Origin of the sequence: Paenibacillus sp. sptzw28 (genome assembly GCF_019550795.1) — a bacterium.
Taxonomy (GTDB): domain Bacteria; phylum Bacillota; class Bacilli; order Paenibacillales; family Paenibacillaceae; genus Paenibacillus_Z.
The window spans coordinates 4031258-4047439 of record NZ_CP080545.1 but is presented as its reverse complement, the minus strand read 5'-3'; the positions used below and the strand labels follow the sequence as shown (position 1 = coordinate 4047439).

At 48.1% G+C, this 16182-nt stretch carries 17 protein-coding genes and 1 riboswitch; of the genes, 14 read left to right on the top strand and 3 right to left on the bottom strand.

What is annotated here, in order from left to right:
- Positions 1–3 precede the first annotated feature (3 nt).
- The 12 genes from KZ483_RS18435 (at position 4) to KZ483_RS18380 (ending at position 11226) form a co-directional block, all read left to right on the top strand.
- Positions 4–1344 (top strand): nucleotide sugar dehydrogenase, encoded by a 1341-nt coding sequence (locus KZ483_RS18435; RefSeq protein WP_258881323.1) that lies wholly within the window; start codon positions 4–6, stop codon positions 1342–1344.
- Positions 1316–2275, top strand: coding sequence for an NAD(P)-dependent oxidoreductase (locus KZ483_RS18430; protein ID WP_258881755.1), 960 nt, complete (start codon positions 1316–1318; stop codon positions 2273–2275). The genes KZ483_RS18435 and KZ483_RS18430 overlap by 29 nt, the downstream gene beginning before the upstream one ends.
- The gene (locus KZ483_RS18425) at positions 2272–3861 is read left to right on the top strand and encodes a thiamine pyrophosphate-dependent enzyme (protein ID WP_220349012.1); all 1590 of its coding nucleotides are present in this window, start codon (positions 2272–2274) and stop codon (positions 3859–3861) included. The genes KZ483_RS18430 and KZ483_RS18425 overlap by 4 nt, the downstream gene beginning before the upstream one ends.
- Positions 3862–3865: 4 nt before the next feature.
- The gene (locus KZ483_RS18420; RefSeq protein ID WP_220349011.1) at positions 3866–4888 is read left to right on the top strand and encodes a Gfo/Idh/MocA family protein; all 1023 of its coding nucleotides are present in this window, start codon (positions 3866–3868) and stop codon (positions 4886–4888) included.
- A 2-nt stretch (positions 4889–4890) separates the two neighbouring features.
- On the top strand, positions 4891–5604 hold the full coding sequence (locus KZ483_RS18415; RefSeq protein WP_220349009.1) for an acylneuraminate cytidylyltransferase family protein: 714 nt from the start codon (positions 4891–4893) through the stop codon (positions 5602–5604).
- 4 nt (positions 5605–5608) lie between these two features.
- Positions 5609–6559, top strand: coding sequence for a class I SAM-dependent methyltransferase (locus KZ483_RS18410; RefSeq protein ID WP_220349007.1), 951 nt, complete (start codon positions 5609–5611; stop codon positions 6557–6559).
- Positions 6560–6660: 101 nt separating this feature from the next.
- Positions 6661–6775, top strand: a riboswitch (TPP riboswitch).
- Between the two features lie 227 nt (positions 6776–7002).
- Complete coding sequence (locus KZ483_RS18405; protein WP_220353530.1) at positions 7003–8055, top strand: ABC transporter substrate-binding protein; 1053 nt, start codon at positions 7003–7005, stop codon at positions 8053–8055.
- A 37-nt stretch (positions 8056–8092) separates the two neighbouring features.
- Positions 8093–8395 (top strand): thiamine-binding protein, encoded by a 303-nt coding sequence (locus KZ483_RS18400; RefSeq protein ID WP_220349005.1) that lies wholly within the window; start codon positions 8093–8095, stop codon positions 8393–8395.
- Complete coding sequence (locus tag KZ483_RS18395; protein WP_220349003.1) at positions 8385–9155, top strand: ABC transporter permease; 771 nt, start codon at positions 8385–8387, stop codon at positions 9153–9155. The genes KZ483_RS18400 and KZ483_RS18395 overlap by 11 nt, the downstream gene beginning before the upstream one ends.
- 7 nt (positions 9156–9162) lie before the next feature.
- Entirely contained in the window at positions 9163–9963 is an 801-nt protein-coding gene (locus KZ483_RS18390) for an ABC transporter ATP-binding protein (protein ID WP_220349002.1), read from the top strand.
- A complete protein-coding gene (locus tag KZ483_RS18385; RefSeq protein ID WP_220349000.1) occupies positions 9960–10778 on the top strand; it encodes a TatD family hydrolase in 819 nt (272 codons plus the stop codon). The genes KZ483_RS18390 and KZ483_RS18385 overlap by 4 nt, the downstream gene beginning before the upstream one ends.
- A gap of 139 nt (positions 10779–10917) precedes the next feature.
- Positions 10918–11226: a WGxxGxxG family protein gene (locus KZ483_RS18380; RefSeq protein WP_258881322.1), complete on the top strand. Its 309-nt coding sequence runs from the start codon at positions 10918–10920 to the stop codon at positions 11224–11226.
- Positions 11227–11315: 89 nt separating this feature from the next.
- On the opposite strand, the gene KZ483_RS18375 is transcribed toward KZ483_RS18380, so the two are convergent.
- Together KZ483_RS18375 and KZ483_RS18370 are read right to left on the bottom strand one after the other, a co-directional pair.
- The gene (locus KZ483_RS18375; RefSeq protein WP_220348999.1) at positions 11316–12725 is read right to left on the bottom strand and encodes a hypothetical protein; all 1410 of its coding nucleotides are present in this window, start codon (positions 12723–12725) and stop codon (positions 11316–11318) included.
- Between the two features lie 95 nt (positions 12726–12820).
- Complete coding sequence (locus KZ483_RS18370) at positions 12821–12991, bottom strand: hypothetical protein (RefSeq protein WP_220348997.1); 171 nt, start codon at positions 12989–12991, stop codon at positions 12821–12823.
- Between the two features lie 258 nt (positions 12992–13249).
- Between KZ483_RS18370 and KZ483_RS18365 the strand changes: the two genes are divergently transcribed.
- Both KZ483_RS18365 and KZ483_RS18360 read left to right on the top strand, forming a co-directional pair.
- Positions 13250–13531, top strand: a complete 282-nt coding sequence (locus tag KZ483_RS18365) for a phage holin family protein (protein WP_220348995.1) — start codon at positions 13250–13252, stop codon at positions 13529–13531.
- Positions 13532–13784: 253 nt separating this feature from the next.
- Positions 13785–14501 (top strand): TrkA C-terminal domain-containing protein, encoded by a 717-nt coding sequence (locus KZ483_RS18360; RefSeq protein WP_220348994.1) that lies wholly within the window; start codon positions 13785–13787, stop codon positions 14499–14501.
- Between the two features lie 4 nt (positions 14502–14505).
- Here the strand turns inward: KZ483_RS18360 and KZ483_RS18355 are convergent, their stop codons facing one another.
- Positions 14506–16146, bottom strand: a complete 1641-nt coding sequence (locus KZ483_RS18355) for a PucR family transcriptional regulator (protein WP_220348992.1) — start codon at positions 16144–16146, stop codon at positions 14506–14508.
- Positions 16147–16182: the final 36 nt, after the last annotated feature.

Here is a 16182-nt window from a genome sequence, read left to right as displayed (position 1 = left end):
ATCGTGCAGACGGTTCTGTTGGATCAAAAAATTGATGATAAATCGTTAAAAATCGCAGTTCTCGGCATGGGATACGTCGGTTTGCCCTTGGCAATAGAGTTTGTTACAGCAGGTTTCCAAACATGGGGCATAGACCTTTCGCAGCAGAAGGTAAAATTACTCAGACAAGGTAAATCGTATATCCAGGATATACCATCTACACGAGTCCAGAATGCCGTTAATTCCGGAAAGTTTCACCCAACAACCGATTCCGGAATTCTTTCGGAAACCGATACGGTTATTGTTTGCGTGCCAACCCCAATTAAAAATAATCAAGAGCCGGACCTGAGTTATATTCAATTGAGTGTTGACATGATTAAGCTGCACCTTCATGACAATATGCTCATTATTTTGGAAAGCACGACCTTTCCGGGTACAACTGAAGAATTTTTTGAGAAAGAATTCAGTAAATTGGGTTATTCAGCGGGCAAAGATTATTATCTATGTTACTCACCGGAAAGAATCGACCCCGGAAATAAGAAATTTAACCTTCGGAATACACCTAAGGTTATTGGCGGCACAACCGGAGCCTGCGCTGCTGTTGGCTCATTGCTGTATGAAACGATCTTGGACAGAGTAGTGCTTGTATCCACTCCAAAAGCGGCGGAGATGACAAAGCTTTTGGAAAACACATTCAGAAGTGTCAATATCGGATTTATCAATGAGATGGCACGTTTAAGCGAAGAATTAGGGGTTAATATTTGGGAAGTCATTGACGCTGCCGCAACCAAGCCCTTCGGTTTTATGCCCTTCTTTCCAGGCCCGGGTATTGGAGGTCACTGTATACCGCTTGATCCACTGTATTTATCCTGGAAGGCGAAAAAGTCAAATTTCTACAGCAAATATATTGAATTGGCGCAAGAAGTCAATAAAACGATGCCGCGCATTGTAATAAATAAAATGATGGACATCTTGAACGAATCAGGGATGTCCATGAAGAACTCGAAAATTTTACTCTTGGGAATGGCCTATAAGCCTGATCTGGATGATATACGGGAGTCCCCTAACTTGGATGTATTCAACCTTCTCGTGATGAAAGGGGCAAAGGTCGATTATCATGATTTTTTTGTGAAGAGCTTCGTCGACGACAAAGGTAACAGGCGCAATTCAATAAAAAATATTACAAAAAGAAATTTGAAAGGCTACGACTGCGTCGTGATCCTAACAAGACATTCACACTATGATTTTCCATTAATCGTTGAAAGTTCGAAGGTTGTATTCGACTGTCGTAACGCAACTAAAGGTTTAGCTGAAGGAAATATCTATAAGCTTGGAAGTGGTCGTGTTGAAAATATTGGTATATAGCGGTCCCTTACAATGTTTGAGCATATTGAACGACTATTTGAGTCCATTCTTCGAAATACGCTTTGTCCAAGACAATCCTGAATCATTAAGCTCCGAATTTAGAAGATGCTCCGTTTTTTTGGATGCGTCGATGAAAGTAAACATAACTTCAGATTTCATCAGGAAAGCGAAGCACCTTGAATTAGTCGTAACGGCTACGACCGGGGCGAGTCATATAGACGGGGAAGCTCTGCAAAAACGCAATATTCCATTGCTGACTCTTAAAGGGCAGTATGACTTTCTTAACCAATTAACTCCGGCCGCCGAACATTCATGGCTGCTGCTGATGGCTTGCGCGAGACGCTTGCGGGGCGCAATAAACCATACGATGCAGGGGCATTGGAACAGACAGGAGTTCCCTGGCGTTATGTTGAGAAATAAATCGCTTGGTATCATCGGAATGGGCAGAATTGGAACATGGATGGCACAATACGCGCAGGCATTTGAAATGAAAGTGTCAGGGTATGATCCCTATGTAAATAATAATTTTCCACAGCATGTTCAGTCAGCCGATATGGATGAACTATTAAGTACATCCGATTTTGTCAGTGTACATGTTAATTTGACCAAAGAGAATAAAGGCATGATCAATGCCGAAAAGATAAAAAAAATGAAAAAAGGCGCTGTATTTATCAATACTTCCCGCGGCGATCTTGTGGATGAAAGAGCTTTGCTGCAAGCGATTAAGGAAGGGACCATTGCGGCCGCCGGTCTGGATGTGTTAGCAGATGAACCGAATATTGAAAATAGCGAGCTGTGGAAATATGCTAAACAATCAGATAATGTGATCCTTACTCCTCACATTGGGGGCTACTGCATGGAAGCAGTCGACAAAGCCGTTGAGTTCTCCTGTCAAAGAATAATCAGCTTTTATAAAGGTGAAGCCAGATGAAAGAAATTGCTGACCGCCTTGCTGAGGAACTCGTGAAACACGGAATCAGGTATGTATTTGGATTAACCGGGAGCGGAATAAGCTTGGACCTCGTAACTTCCCTGGAAGACAGAGGCGTTCGGTTTTGTCCGGCAGCGCATGAAGCGGCTGCGGTTTTAATGGCTGGTGCTTGCTGCAGGGATGGAAAGGTAAGTGCTGCAGCAATCGGTATCAAAGGGCCGGGTTTTGCCAATTTTATTCCGGGCATCCTGTCGAATTATTATGAAGCGCGGCCTGCCCTAACCATAAGCGAGGCTTATTCTTCGGAATCCCCCCGGTTTTATGCCCATAAGCGGATCGATCATTTCTCCATGTGCAGTGCCTTTATAAAAGGCTATTCTAAACTCGATAAACATTTTAAAGGCTTGGATCAATTAAACAAGCTTGCGACACAAGAAGTTCCAGGTCCGATCCATATCGATATCGCGAGTAAGTTGGAAGAGAATATATCTATACACATTAATCCTTTAAATAGTGCTGGACTTAATTCATCTATGATGGGAGATGAGCAATCGGAACAAATCATTCAGGCGATTAAGCATTCAGCAAAACCGGCCATTATTTTAGGATCAATGGTCTCCAGACATTTCAACTTCGTTCGTTGGGGGGAGATTGGCGTACCGGTTTTAACAACTGCAGCAGCCAAAGGATGTATAGACGAAAATAGCGCTTTTTACGGCGGCTTAGTGACGGGCGAAATAAAAAAGCTGTCACCGGAAAATGCAATACTTAAAGAAGCGGATTTAATTATTGCTTTCGGTCTCAGAAATACTGAGGTTATCAGGCCAAGCTCTTTTGATGCAAAAGTAATTATCATTGATAATGTGGAGCCGGAGTTCAATGACGGCTTTCGTGCTGATCTTATTATAAGCTCAAACGCGGCAGAAAAATATATAGATATGATCTTGTCGAAAATAGCAAGCAAACCATGGGGCGATGATTTATTAAGAACGTATTGGCGTGAAGTGGACAGGGAGCTGTACAAAGAAGAATGGCTGCCTGCGCAAATCCTGAAGGATATTCAAGCTCACTTAAGCAGCGATACGATACTGGTTTTGGATACAGGGTTGTTTTGTGCGATAGGTGAAATCGTCTGGAAAGCTAAATCCCCTCTCCATTTTTGCGGGAGCAGCAATGGCCGGTTTATGGGGACATCCATACCGACAGCAATCGGTCTTGCTTTGTCAAACCTCGAAATGAAAATTTTGTGCGTGGTCGGAGATGGAGGCGTAAGGCCGTATTTGGCGGAAATTAAATTAGCCGTGGAACATAAACTTCCGATTCTATTTATTTACATGTCGGATGGAGGTTACGGTTCTGTCAAACAGGCGGCAACCAATAGAAAGATAAGCGAAACGGCAGTCGAGATTACAAATTCAAGCTGGTATCGCTGCGTTGAAGCCATGGGCTGTGAATCTGTTCAATTGAAAAAAAAGAAGGGACTAGAACATATATTGCAGGTGATGGATCGAAAAAACGGCCCTATGTTTATCGAAATTATCTTTGATCCAGAAAGCTATGCATCCATGACCATGAATTTGAGGTGAACCCATGTCACAGAAACATATTTTGGTTCTTGGTTCCGGTTCTGCCGGGAAGAGGCATATGAGAAACTTTGCTTCTTTGGGCTGCCGTATTTCAGCGATGGATCCTCGCCGAGACAGACTGGAAGAAGCCGCAGGTTTGGTTGAATTGGCTAATTGCTTCACCACTTTGGATGAAGCACTGAGAAAATCTGAAGAATTTGACGGCATTGTGGTTGCGTCGCCGCCCAAATATCACGTACCGCAATGTATTGAATTTTTGAAGTTATCTATCCCCGTTTTATTGGAGAAGCCTGTCGCGACAGATCTTGCAGATGCAATAAAGCTAAAAGATCTCGATCAACATATGCTGCAAACTAAGCTATTAGTCGGTTACACCTATCGCTGGTGGCCTCCTATAGATATATTGCTGCAAAAATTGCAGGATGGACATATCGGCAAACCGCTATATGCGGATTTTGTCATGAGTGCTCACTTGGCAGATTGGCATCCTTGGGAAAAATATCAAGACTTCTTCATGTCAAGTAAAGATCTGGGAGGAGGCGCTTTATTGGATGAAAGTCATTTTATCGATTTGATGATCCGGTTCTTTGGAATGCCTTCAAAAATTTTTGCAACAATCGAACATTTAAGTTCCCTGGAGATTGAGACGGATGATAACGTGGATATATTAGCGTTTTATGATGATAATTTCAGGGTACGTATACACCTTGATTTATACGGCCGCCCTCACGAAAAATACATTAAAATTACTAGCGAGAAAGGCACATTATTTTGGAGTTTTGAACCGAACATGATCAAGATGGGGCTGAATATGAATCGGGAATGGCAAGAAATGAAGTTCCAAATCGAACGCAATGATATGTTCCTAAATATGGCAAAGGATTTTATTCATCTGTTAAATGGACATAAAGCGCCTTTATGCACGTTTGAAGACGGATTGAAAGCATTACATGTAATCGAAGCATGCAGAAGAAGCTCTGCGGATGAAAAGCCTGTATATCTGAATCGTTTAAAGGATGGGAGTTGAACATGTATTTAAATAAACATGTCATTGCGATCGTGCCGGCAAGATGCGGAAGTAAAGGGATACGAAATAAAAATATGCAAATATTATCGGGTGTTTCCTTGATAGGACTAGCGGGAGCTTGCCTTAATAAATTGATGTGGTTGGATGCGAAAATCATTACCACCGATTCTGAAGATTATTGCGCCGAAGGTAAAAACTACGGATTGGATGCCCCTTTTATACGGCCGGCTGAATTAAGTTCAGATACTGCAGGAGCAGTTGAAACGATTACACATGCACTATTGGAAGCTGAAAAATGCTACCGGACTGCATTTGATGTTGTATTAATCATCGAGCCCACGAGCCCTCTAAGACAGGCGGCCGATATTGAAAAAGCAGCCGAGTTATTAATCAATAATAAAGTTGATTCCGTTGTGACGGTAAGCGAAATACCCTCAAAATTTCATCCAAAGAAAGTATTTGAGGCAAGAGATAATAAGCTACACTTCTACGAGGACGCCGGTTCTAGCATTGTCTATAGGCAATCTCTCGATAAAAAGTACTGGCGAAACGGGATATGCTATGCTTTAACAAGAGAATGTCTTCTTGATAAGAAGAAAATTATAACTGACAATACAATGCCGTTAATTATTGATAGAGAGGTCGTCAATATCGACGAGCCAATTGAGCTTGCGTGGGCGGATTTTCTAATTGATTTTCAAGCGAACAAGGAGTAAGCCCATGCACTGTCCATTATGCGGTATTTCGAATGAAATAATATTAACGGACCGTTTGCGTCATGGGGAGAAGCAAAACGTCTTTTATTGCCCGTCATGTGATTTGGGTTATCTCGAACATATGAAGAATAATGCGGAACTGAAACACTATTACCAAAATGTGTACAGGAAGGACTATAAACCGAATTTATTGCAAGATACGAATGCAGAAGATTTGTTTAGAAGCACGGTAGGCTTCCAACAGGAAAGGGTTCGGCGAATAGAGCCTTTTTTAAATAAAAATAAAGCACTATTGGATGTGGGCTGCTCGGCAGGACAATTTCTATTTCACGTTAAGGATAAAGTTAACAAAGCGGTCGGCATAGAAATAAATGAGGAGTCGGCTCAATTTGCTTCAAAAATCTGCGGATGCCCGGTATACACGGATTATTTGGCAGAGACACCGCTCAAAAGAAAATCATTTGATATTATTTGCTCCTTCCAGGTGATGGAGCACGTAGATGACCCCCTTGAATATTTGTTACAGTTTAAAGAATATTTGAAAGACGACGGACTAATTTATATCGAGGTCCCGAACTTAAACGATATTTTGCTCTCAACATATTCATTGCCGAATTATAAAAAGTTCTATTTTCGCAGCGCGCATTTGTTTTACTTTAGTGTTAGAAGTCTCGAGGTATTGCTTGACAAAGCGGGACTGGATGGAGAAGTTTTTTTTTCGCAGGATTATCATTTTATAAACCATATGAACTGGCTTATTAATGACGGGCCGCAAGCTAATGCTGAAGACGGCATGGCTAACCTTAAGTTTCCAATGAATCTAGGGGTTTCCGGTGAGATACAAACTAAGTTGAACGGTTTTTTGACTCGTGTCAATAAGGAATATACCGAATTGTTGATTGAACTCGGATTAACATCGAAAATGGGTTTTATAGCCAGAAAGAAAAAGAATTAATCATCACGTAATATGATGAGACAAATGACATTGAAGATCTAAGGCTCATAATCAGTGTCTTTTCCGGCCGCATTTGCTATAATGGTTGGAGCGACAAACGAAATAATATCATGGGGAGCTGGAGAAGTCCGGCTGAGAGGGGATTCCTTACGATCGATCCCGACCCTTTGACCTGATCTGGATAATGCCAGCGTAGGAATCGCATTGTAGCCGGAATTGCGGGGTTTTTCTTTCCTTGTTTACAAGGAGTGACCCGTGTATCCGGAATTACGGAGCTACGTCGAAGCGTCTTCCGAAGCGGGGATGCTTTTTTTATTGTCCGGAGAGGTTAGATCATCGTTGTCGTTCATATTGGGATTTGCACAAATAGAGAGGAGTTTTTCAAGGTGTTGGGAACTAAACGGGGGATTGTGGTCAAATGGGGGATTGCGGTGCTGATCGTTATGATCGCGCTGACAGGATGCGGTGCCAAGAACGATGGACAAGGAGGCGGACAAACTCAAAGCAACGCCGCTTCGGGCAGCGGCAGTAAGGATACGAATCCAGGCGGCGATAAGAGCGGTGCAAATGCCGGCGGCACTCCAGCTGCGGACAAGCCGCTAACGAAAGTAAAGGTCGTACTCGATTGGACGCCCAATACGAACCATACCGGCCTGTACGTTGCGCGGGATAAAGGTTTTTTCAAAAATCACGGTCTCGATGTGGAAATCGTTCAGTCCGGCGAAGCGGGCGCAGATACAATGGTAGCAAGCGGTGCAGCCGAATTCGGCGTAGGCTACCAGGAAGGGGTCACACAGGCTCGCATTAACGGCGTTCCGCTCGTATCGATCGCGGCGGTCATTCAGCACAACACGTCGGGCTTTGCCTCGCCTTCCAGCAAGAATATCAAATCACCGAAAGACTTCGAAGGCAAAACATACGGCGGCTGGGGCACTCCACCGGAAGCGGCTGTCATCGAATCCCTGATGCAGGAGCAGAAGGCGGATTTCAAGAAAGTGAAGATCGTCAATATGGGCGACGCCGATTTCTTCACCGCGGTAAAGAAAAATATTGATTTCGCCTGGATCTACTATGCTTGGACCGGCGTTGAAGCCGAGCTGCGCGGTGAAAAAATCAACATGATTTATTTGACGGATTACAGCAAAAAGCTCGATTATTATACTCCTGTTCTTGAGACGAGCGAGAAAATGATCAATGAACATAAAGACATCGTACAAGCCTTCACTGCAGGGGCATCGGAAGGCTACCAATATGCGATCAAGCACCCGGAGGATGCGGCAGAGGTATTGATCAAAGCCGTGCCTGATTTGAATGCGGATCTGGTGCGCGCCAGTCAGAAATGGCTCAGCCCACGCTATCAGGACGATGCGGCGCGCTGGGGCGAGCAGAAGGCCGAAGTGTGGTCGAACTATGCAGATTGGATGCTTGAGCACAAGCTGCTCACCAAGAAGCTTGATGCCGGGAAAGCATTCACGAATGAATTTTTGCCGAAATAAGTCTTAAAATATACAGGATGAAAGGGGATTGTCGCAATTGGCTAACGCACTCCTGAGCATTCAGATCCTGCCGCATACCCCTGGGGGGGAAAGCGTCATACCTTATGTGGACAGGGCGATCGAAATTATCAAGGCTTCCGGGGTGCCTTACCGGGTTGCTCCGCTTGAAACAACGATGGAAGGCGAGCTGGGCCGGCTGATGGCTGTCGTTCAGGAGATGAACGAGGCCATGACATCAATGGGCTGTCCATCGGTAATATCGCAAATCAAAGTATATTATAATCCCGAAAGCGGCGCATCCATGGACAGGCTGTTGGAGAAATATCCCGATGGGCGGTAAATTTCGCAAACTGTGGCCTCCTCTTGCGGTCTTCGCGGTATTCATATCGGGATGGCAGGCGGCGGTCGACTTATTCGGAATCGATGAATATGTGCTTCCTTCCCCGCTCGTCATTGCGGGGAATACGATGTCGGAGGCTTCCCGGCTCCTGGAACATACACTGGCAACGCTGGGCGTCACGATCCTCGGTTTTGCCGCAGGTACGGCGGCGGGCTTCGTGCTCGCCGCCTTGCTGCATGTTATTCCGGGTGCGAAGGCCGGCTTTTATCCGCTGCTTGTGCTGACGCAAAATATTCCGATAATCGCGCTCGGCCCGCTCCTGGTTGTCTGGTTCGGCTTCGGCATCATGCCGCGGGTGATTCTTGTAATGCTCGTCTGTTTCTTCCCTGTCGTTGTGGCGATGTTGACCGGACTGACGCAGAGCGACCCGAAGCTTGCCGCTTATATGCGAATGATAGGCGCATCGAAGCGGCAGCAATTTTGGCGGCTTGAGCTTCCGGGGGCAATCGGCTATTTGTTCTCCGGTCTGAAAATCGCAGCTTCCTATAGTGTCATCAGCGCAATTTATGCGGAGTCAATCGGCGGCAGCGAGGGACTGGGAAATTTCATGCTCGTCTCTCAGCGGGGCTGGCAGACTGCTAACGTGTTCTCGGCAATCGTCATTATCGTCATTCTCAGCCTTCTGCTTTTCGGCTTGATCGCATTGGCTGAACGCATGCTGGTTAACAGCGGCCGGCAAATCCCAGGGAGAGGAGAGTGACCGGAAGATGAGACTTGCTCTAGAAGTAAATGCGGTATCGAAAAAATTCGTCGAAGACGGCGCTGCCAAGACCGTGTTATCCGATATCTCGTTCCATGTCAGGGAAGGGGAATTCGTATCCCTGATCGGTCCTTCGGGGAGCGGGAAGACGACTTTGTTTCATATGATCGGCGGATTGGAAACGCCCACCTCCGGATTTATCAGGATCAGTGGATATGATGCGAACGCGAAGCGGGGACAAATCGCCTATATGCCTCAGCAGGCGGCCCTTATGCCCTGGTTAACCGTATCGGGCAATATAGAACTGACATTGACGATAGCCGGAATTGCCCGGAGGGAAGCGCAGAGATTGGCGCGGGAGTGGCTGGACCGCGTCGGTCTGGCCGGGCTGGCCAATGCGTATCCGGATGTGCTGTCCGGCGGCATGCAGCAGCGCGTATCCTTTCTGCGGGCGCTGCTGTCGCCGCAGCCGCTAATGTGTCTGGATGAGCCTTTCGGCTCGCTGGACGCATTGACTCGCATGCATATGCAGACATGGCTCTTGTCGTTGTGGGAGGAACACAGGCGCTCGGTCCTATTCGTAACGCACAGCATTGAGGAGGCGATTACGCTGTCCGACCGCATTATTGTGTTATCCGCCTCACCGGCCGTTGTTCTGCGCGAGCTGGCTGTACCATTTTCGCGTCCGCGGCATGGAGAAGTCTTGTGGAACGATCCGGATTTTAATGCGATGAAGCGGGAAATCTATGAGCTTTTGAAGCCGGAGCCCGAGGCGTATGCCGGACTTAAGAAGAAGGCCGCTCAATGAAGCCGGCCGTCGGGCGTTGGATCGACAGCCATCTTCATGCTGATTTGTATGCCGCGGGGGAACGCGACGAGATGCTTCGCAGTTCTTTCATGAACGGTGTTCAGGCGGTGGTGGCCGTCTCTATGCATCTCGAATCCTGTAAGTCTAACCGGGAGCTGGCGGCCCGCTATCCGGGCCGGGTGATGCCCGCCTATGGATTTCACCCCGAGCAGCCGCTGCCGCCGGCAGATCGACTGGAGGAGCTTGTGCGGTGGATAAGAACGCGTCATGACGCCGGAGAGGCGTTCGCGATCGGTGAAGTGGGGCTTCCTTATTATTCACGCAAGGATGCGGAGGCGAAGGGGAGGTTCTTTGACGAAGGCCCTTACCTTCAGCTATTAAACAGGTTTGTCGCGTTGGCCGCGGAACTGGACCGTCCTATTGTGCTTCATGCCGTCTATGACGATGCAGATAAGGCATGTGATCTTATTGGAAAGCACGGCGTAAGGCGAGCGCACTTTCACTGGTTTAAAGGTTCGTTTCAGACGATGGCAAAGCTGATTGCCCAAGAGTGTTTTATCTCTGTGACACCGGATGTTTTATATGAAGAAGAAATTATGGAGCTGGTCAGGCGTTACCCGGTTGAGCTTATGATGACGGAGACCGACGGGCCATGGCCGTTTGAAGGACCGTTCAGCGGCAGGCCGACAATGCCCTGCATGGTTAAGGATGCTGCAGCCGCGATTGCCAGGCTTAAAGGGCACGACCCCGCAGAAACCGAATTCCGGCTTCTGCAAAATGCGGATCGATTTTACGGATTTAACCGACTGCAATAGGAAGCATATAAACCCGGCCGGGGAACTCTCGTTCCTTGGCCGGGTTTTATTTTATGCAGGTTATCGATGAATAAAATCTTTTCGAACAGGAGAAACCAAAGGTGAACACAAATACGCACCCAAATTGGAGGTCTCACTTGTGAAAAAGCTTATTAGCATGTTTTTCTGTGCTGTTCTTTCCCTTATGCTGTTGATTCCGGCTCATGCTGAAGGGCATCTGGTCGGAACTCATGGTACCGCCTATACCACTGGAACCGGTACTGGAACAGGAACCGGAGCTGGTATCAACGGAACTGCAACCGCTCCTGGCATGAACACTTACGGTGCCAACAACTACAGAGGGACTGCAGCGGCAAACGATAACAATGACATGGATTGGGGCTGGCTTGGCTTGCTTGGTCTTATTGGTTTGGCCGGGCTGCGCAACAGAAACCGCGAGCGTACCTAGTAGGCGATTTCAATCTGATTCAAAGTAGCCCGGTTTTCGGAACAATCATGTTCCGTAACCGGGTTTTGTTTTGCGTATATTCCCGCAGGTTAGATGATAAACATAGCCGTAATTGTCGTCACGGCAAGACCGATCAGCACCGGCTTCAAATTGCGTCGTGCCAGCTCGAACGGACTGACGCCGCAAATCGCCGCTGCCGGGATGAGTGCCCACGGAATAAGCGTGCCGCCGCCGACCCAGATCGCGGCCACCTGTCCGAGCGCCGTCAGCGTTGCAGCCCCCGAACCGATTGCGCTCGCAAACAACTGCGCTATGGAGCCTGCCAGCGAGATACCCGAGAAGCCGGACCCGTCAAGTCCGGTTATCGCACCGGTTACGGTTAACGTGACTGCGCTCACCGCCTGATTCAGCGGCACATGATTGGCAAGCGCCACGCCGAGATCGTTAACGATACCATGCGACCCTTCCGGAAGCGGTTTGCCGAATATTTCCGTAAAGGCGGAATCACCCAAATAGAAGAAAGCGGCAATCGGAATCACCGGGCCGAACACTTTAAACCCAAATTGAAAGCCGTCGATTAAATAGACTGTCGTCTGCTCCAGACCCTTGTTCCCGTGGGCAAGCACCGTAACCGCCATTAAAATAATGACGGCGGTTCCCCCGATGAGAGCGGTTGCATCTCCACCTTGCAAACGAAACAAAAACATGGCAGCGACATCCACGATAAACAGCAGTGGAATGAGCGCCGCCAGCCACTGCTTCATTCTATGGGGAAGCTCGGTAGTATCACTCTGTACATCAGGCTTGCCATTCTCCGCTTCCTTGCCGGCTGCCACCAGTCCGTCTCTCCATGTTCCATTTCTCATATCCCGGCGCATCATCCAGAACGCCGCGGCGGTAGTTACAACGCCCATAACGATTACCAGGGGAACGCTGGCTTCCATAACGGCGGCCACCGGCAGACCCGCTGCATCTGCGGTCAGCTTCGGGGCGCCTTGGATGATATAATCGCCCGATAACGCAATACCATGACCAAACAGATTCATAGCCATCGCCGCTCCAAGCGCAGGCAGCCCAACCCTGACCGCAACAGGCAGCAGCACCGCACCAATGAGTGCAACGCCCGGGGAAGGCCAGAAAAACCATGACGTTACCATCATGATGAGACCGATTCCCCAGAAGGCAAGAGCAGGCGTACGCATAAATTTGGTCAGCGGCAGCACCATCATTTCGTTCACGCCGGTCTTAATCAAAATACGGCTCATCGCGACGATGATGGAAATGATGAATATCGTGCCGAGAAGCTCTTTGGTAGCATAAATAAAGCTGCTGAAAATTCCGCTGACCGACCCGCTTAGAGTTTCAGTTGCAAGCAGGCCGAGCGAAAATATGCCGGCCACGCACAGCAGGGTCGTATCACGGCGTTTGATCAGCAGCGTCATAATGAAAACGATAAATGACAGGTAAACCCAATGAAGGGGCAGAAGCTGAAGTTCCATTCGGGAATCACCCTCTCGCATAACGATAAAACGTTATACATTGTATGCGAGAGAGCGGATAGGCGTTCACTTAGTCGGCTGCACTTAAATGCGGCTTATTTGAAAAATTTTTGAAGGAATGTAACAACAAAATTGGATTGGGGTAATTCCTGAATTCCATACAAATCGCTCCAGCTGTATACGACCAGAAACGGCAATAAACCGATGGCGATGACGGCGAAAATCAAACCGAAAAACACTAACCGAAAAGCTTTTGCAGTACTCATTGCTCCTCATCTCCTATCGCAGGCGTGTGGTTCTCTCATTTACTTTATGCGTGAAACACATGGCGGCAGACTGTCTATTTAAATACCAAAAGAAACACCAGGCTGTAAGCGAAGTGTTAATAGTAAGACAGATTCTTTGAACATCCATAAATTTTATTACCCGTAATGAAGGGTGATGAAACAAAAAAAATATGCTTAAACGAACAAAAATCCAATTATAATTGAATAGGTGGTATTTGCCGGAGGGGGATGATTCGAATGGATTGGACAGCTATTTTCAGCCTGATTGAGCCGGAGTTATTTATCGTCGTCGCTTGCTGCTGGGTGCTCGGGTATATCCTGAAGCAGACACCCAAAGTTCCGGATTGGACTATCGTGTATTTTGTGACGGTATTTGCAGTGGCCGTCGTTATCTGGATGCAAGGGCTAACTCCGAGGAGCGTACTGCAGGGCATATTGTGCGGCGCGTTCGCGGTTTACGGGAACCAGCTCATCAAGCAGACGAGAAAAGGGGTAAGCGGCGAAGAAAAGGTGAGTTGACCGGGGGACTTCCGGAAAAATTGAACGCAAAAAAATTCGGGACCCCTTTCGGGGTCCCTTTCATGGGAGAGGAGAAACCGGACGAAGAGCTTATGGGGAAACGTAAGTCTTCTCCGCGGTTGTCTACGGCATCTCGCGACGCCGATAATTTAAGGATTACCAAATCAGTCCGATTTATACGTCAGTGCGATTTTTTTCCGCAAACGGGGTAATATCGCTTATCAACAAGCGGTATAAAGGCGGGGGAAATGTCATGGGATTGTTATTTATTCTTATTTATTTCGTAATTATATTCCTGGTTATCGAAATCGCAGTCATCCTGCTGAGAAGCACCGGGCTGCAGCGTCAAATTTCGCGCTTTCAGGTCATATCGATGATGACGGGTACAGGATTTACGACGAAAGAGTCGGAGCTCATTCTCCGTCACCCGGTACGGCGGAAAATAAGCATGTTCCTCATACTGTTCGGCGTGTTTTCATTAGCGGTCACCATTTCATCCATCAGCGCCATAATGGCTCAAAGCTTCCATGTGCATCAGCTTCTATGGACCGCTGTCGTACTTGCGCTAACGCTCATAACCATGCGCATCCCGTCCGTTAACGGTTATATGAGCAAACGGCTTCATGATAGGCTTCATCACAGCTTTGCGCTCCAGGAGCTGCCCGTCCGGGAAAGCTTTCAGATGGAGGAGGACGATCTCTTCGTCGATATTCCGCTGCATTCCGAGTCCGGCTATGCGGGTAAGAGCTTCAGCGAGCTGTTCGAAGGCGGGCGGGATATCAATTTGCTGTTCGTGAAACGGGGGCGGGATACGATCCGCAAGGACAGGGAAAAGATCAAACTGATGAGCGGCGATGTTTTGTATGTGTACGGCAGCAAATCGGAAATGGCCGATCTGTTTAAAGAAGAATTCAAAGAAAAGACAAGGAAGCAGCGCGATGAGCATACAGCCGCAAGCTTAAACGAATAGCCGCTCATGAGAGCAGCGGCTCCATGTGAAAAGCCAAGCGGATCCGGATGGTGTCGCTCGGGTCCTTCAAATTGCGCCGCGTGAGCTTCTCGCATTTGTCGAGTCGGTAGATAACCGTGTTGCGGTGCAGAAACAGCCGTTTGGCCGTTTCGGCGATTTGCCCTTCATTTTCCACGTAAATTCGCAAGGTTTGCATCAGATCATGACGGTCCTTCTCCTCAGCCGCGAGCAGCTGCTGAAACGTATCGCTGTAGAACGCTTCAAGGTCCGGCATGGGAATACGCCGCAGAAGGTCGAGCATATCCTTGGCCCGATAGGTTCTGATAAAGCAGCTTTCATTCGCCGCATAACCCGCCTGCAGCGCCTCCAGCGCTTCCTTAAACACGGTTGGAAGCTCCATCGAACGCTCCGACGGCTTTCCGACGCCGAACGAGAAGGGACATTTCAAGCTCTGGAGCAGCTCGTTTTGTACATCCTCCAAATGCTTAAGCAGCTTTTTCTCAAATTCGTAGGTCGACTCAGCCGCTGTCAGCACGAAAACGAACATGTCATTTTTATTAAACAGGATAAAAGGCAGTCCGGTGCGTATAAAAGCCCGTTTCAGATGGAAATACAGATGATCGCGTTCCGCTTGCAGCCGTTCATCCGTTACAATCGGCTGCCTCGCTCCCGCCTGCTGGGAATCGTTCTTGCATACGATGCATTGAAAGACGGACTTCGCAGTCAAGCCGTAGTTTCTTCCCCGGTTCATCAGTTCCTGCTCGGAGTTCACGCGCCCTTCCACCCAATCCGCGAAAAAATCATTCTTATACCTCCGCGAGCGTTCCTTCACGGCCTGCAGCTTCATCAGCTCGAACTCCATCACGTTCACAGCCTGTTCTATCGCAAGATGCTCCACCGTCTCTTCATTCCAGACCGGCGCGAAGAGGAGCAGCCACGAACGCTTCTGCGTCGTCATGATCGGATAAGCGGTCAGGTGGCGCCATGAAGCCTTAAGCTGCGGCATAGTCAGTGAGGCGGGCTCTTCTGAGGAAGGATCCAGCTTGTGAACGGCATCGCGGGCGTTTTGTACAAGCAGGTCTCTCTCCTTAGTCTGCGGCAGCCTTGCAAAAGAGATCGTCTCAAATCGGTCGTCAAGCATGATCGCCGGACAGCCGAGCAGAGAGGCGAGCGACTCCAGGATCGCCGTAATTCCTTTGCCCTTCATAACAAGCTGCGAGAACGCCCTGTGCGTATGAAGCGCATAACGCAGCTCCGTCGTTCTTTTCTCCAAAATATGGTTGAGAGAAATGTTCAACAGCTCCCCTAGCGACCTTTTGAGCGGAAGCTCGATGATCGGGAAGGAGAGCGCGTCGGCCAGCTTGATTACATCCGCAGGAACCTCGCTCAAAAATCGCTTCGTCTTGATCCCGAGACCGGCGCAGCCGTGCTCGGCCATCTTCGCTACGAGCGCCAGAAGAGCATCCGGCTGGTCTTTAACCGCATAAGCGGTAGTCAGCAGAAGCTCATCCGGTTTCAAAAAATCAATGATATCCGGAGCATCCATCATGTTGACCGATTGTACAGTGCGGTCAAGCCCGTTCCTCCCTCCCGTAACGACCGCTTCTTCATAGCTGGGCAGCTTAAGCAGTTCACATAGCTTCACGAAATCACCTCTATGTTGTTATATAAACTGACACTG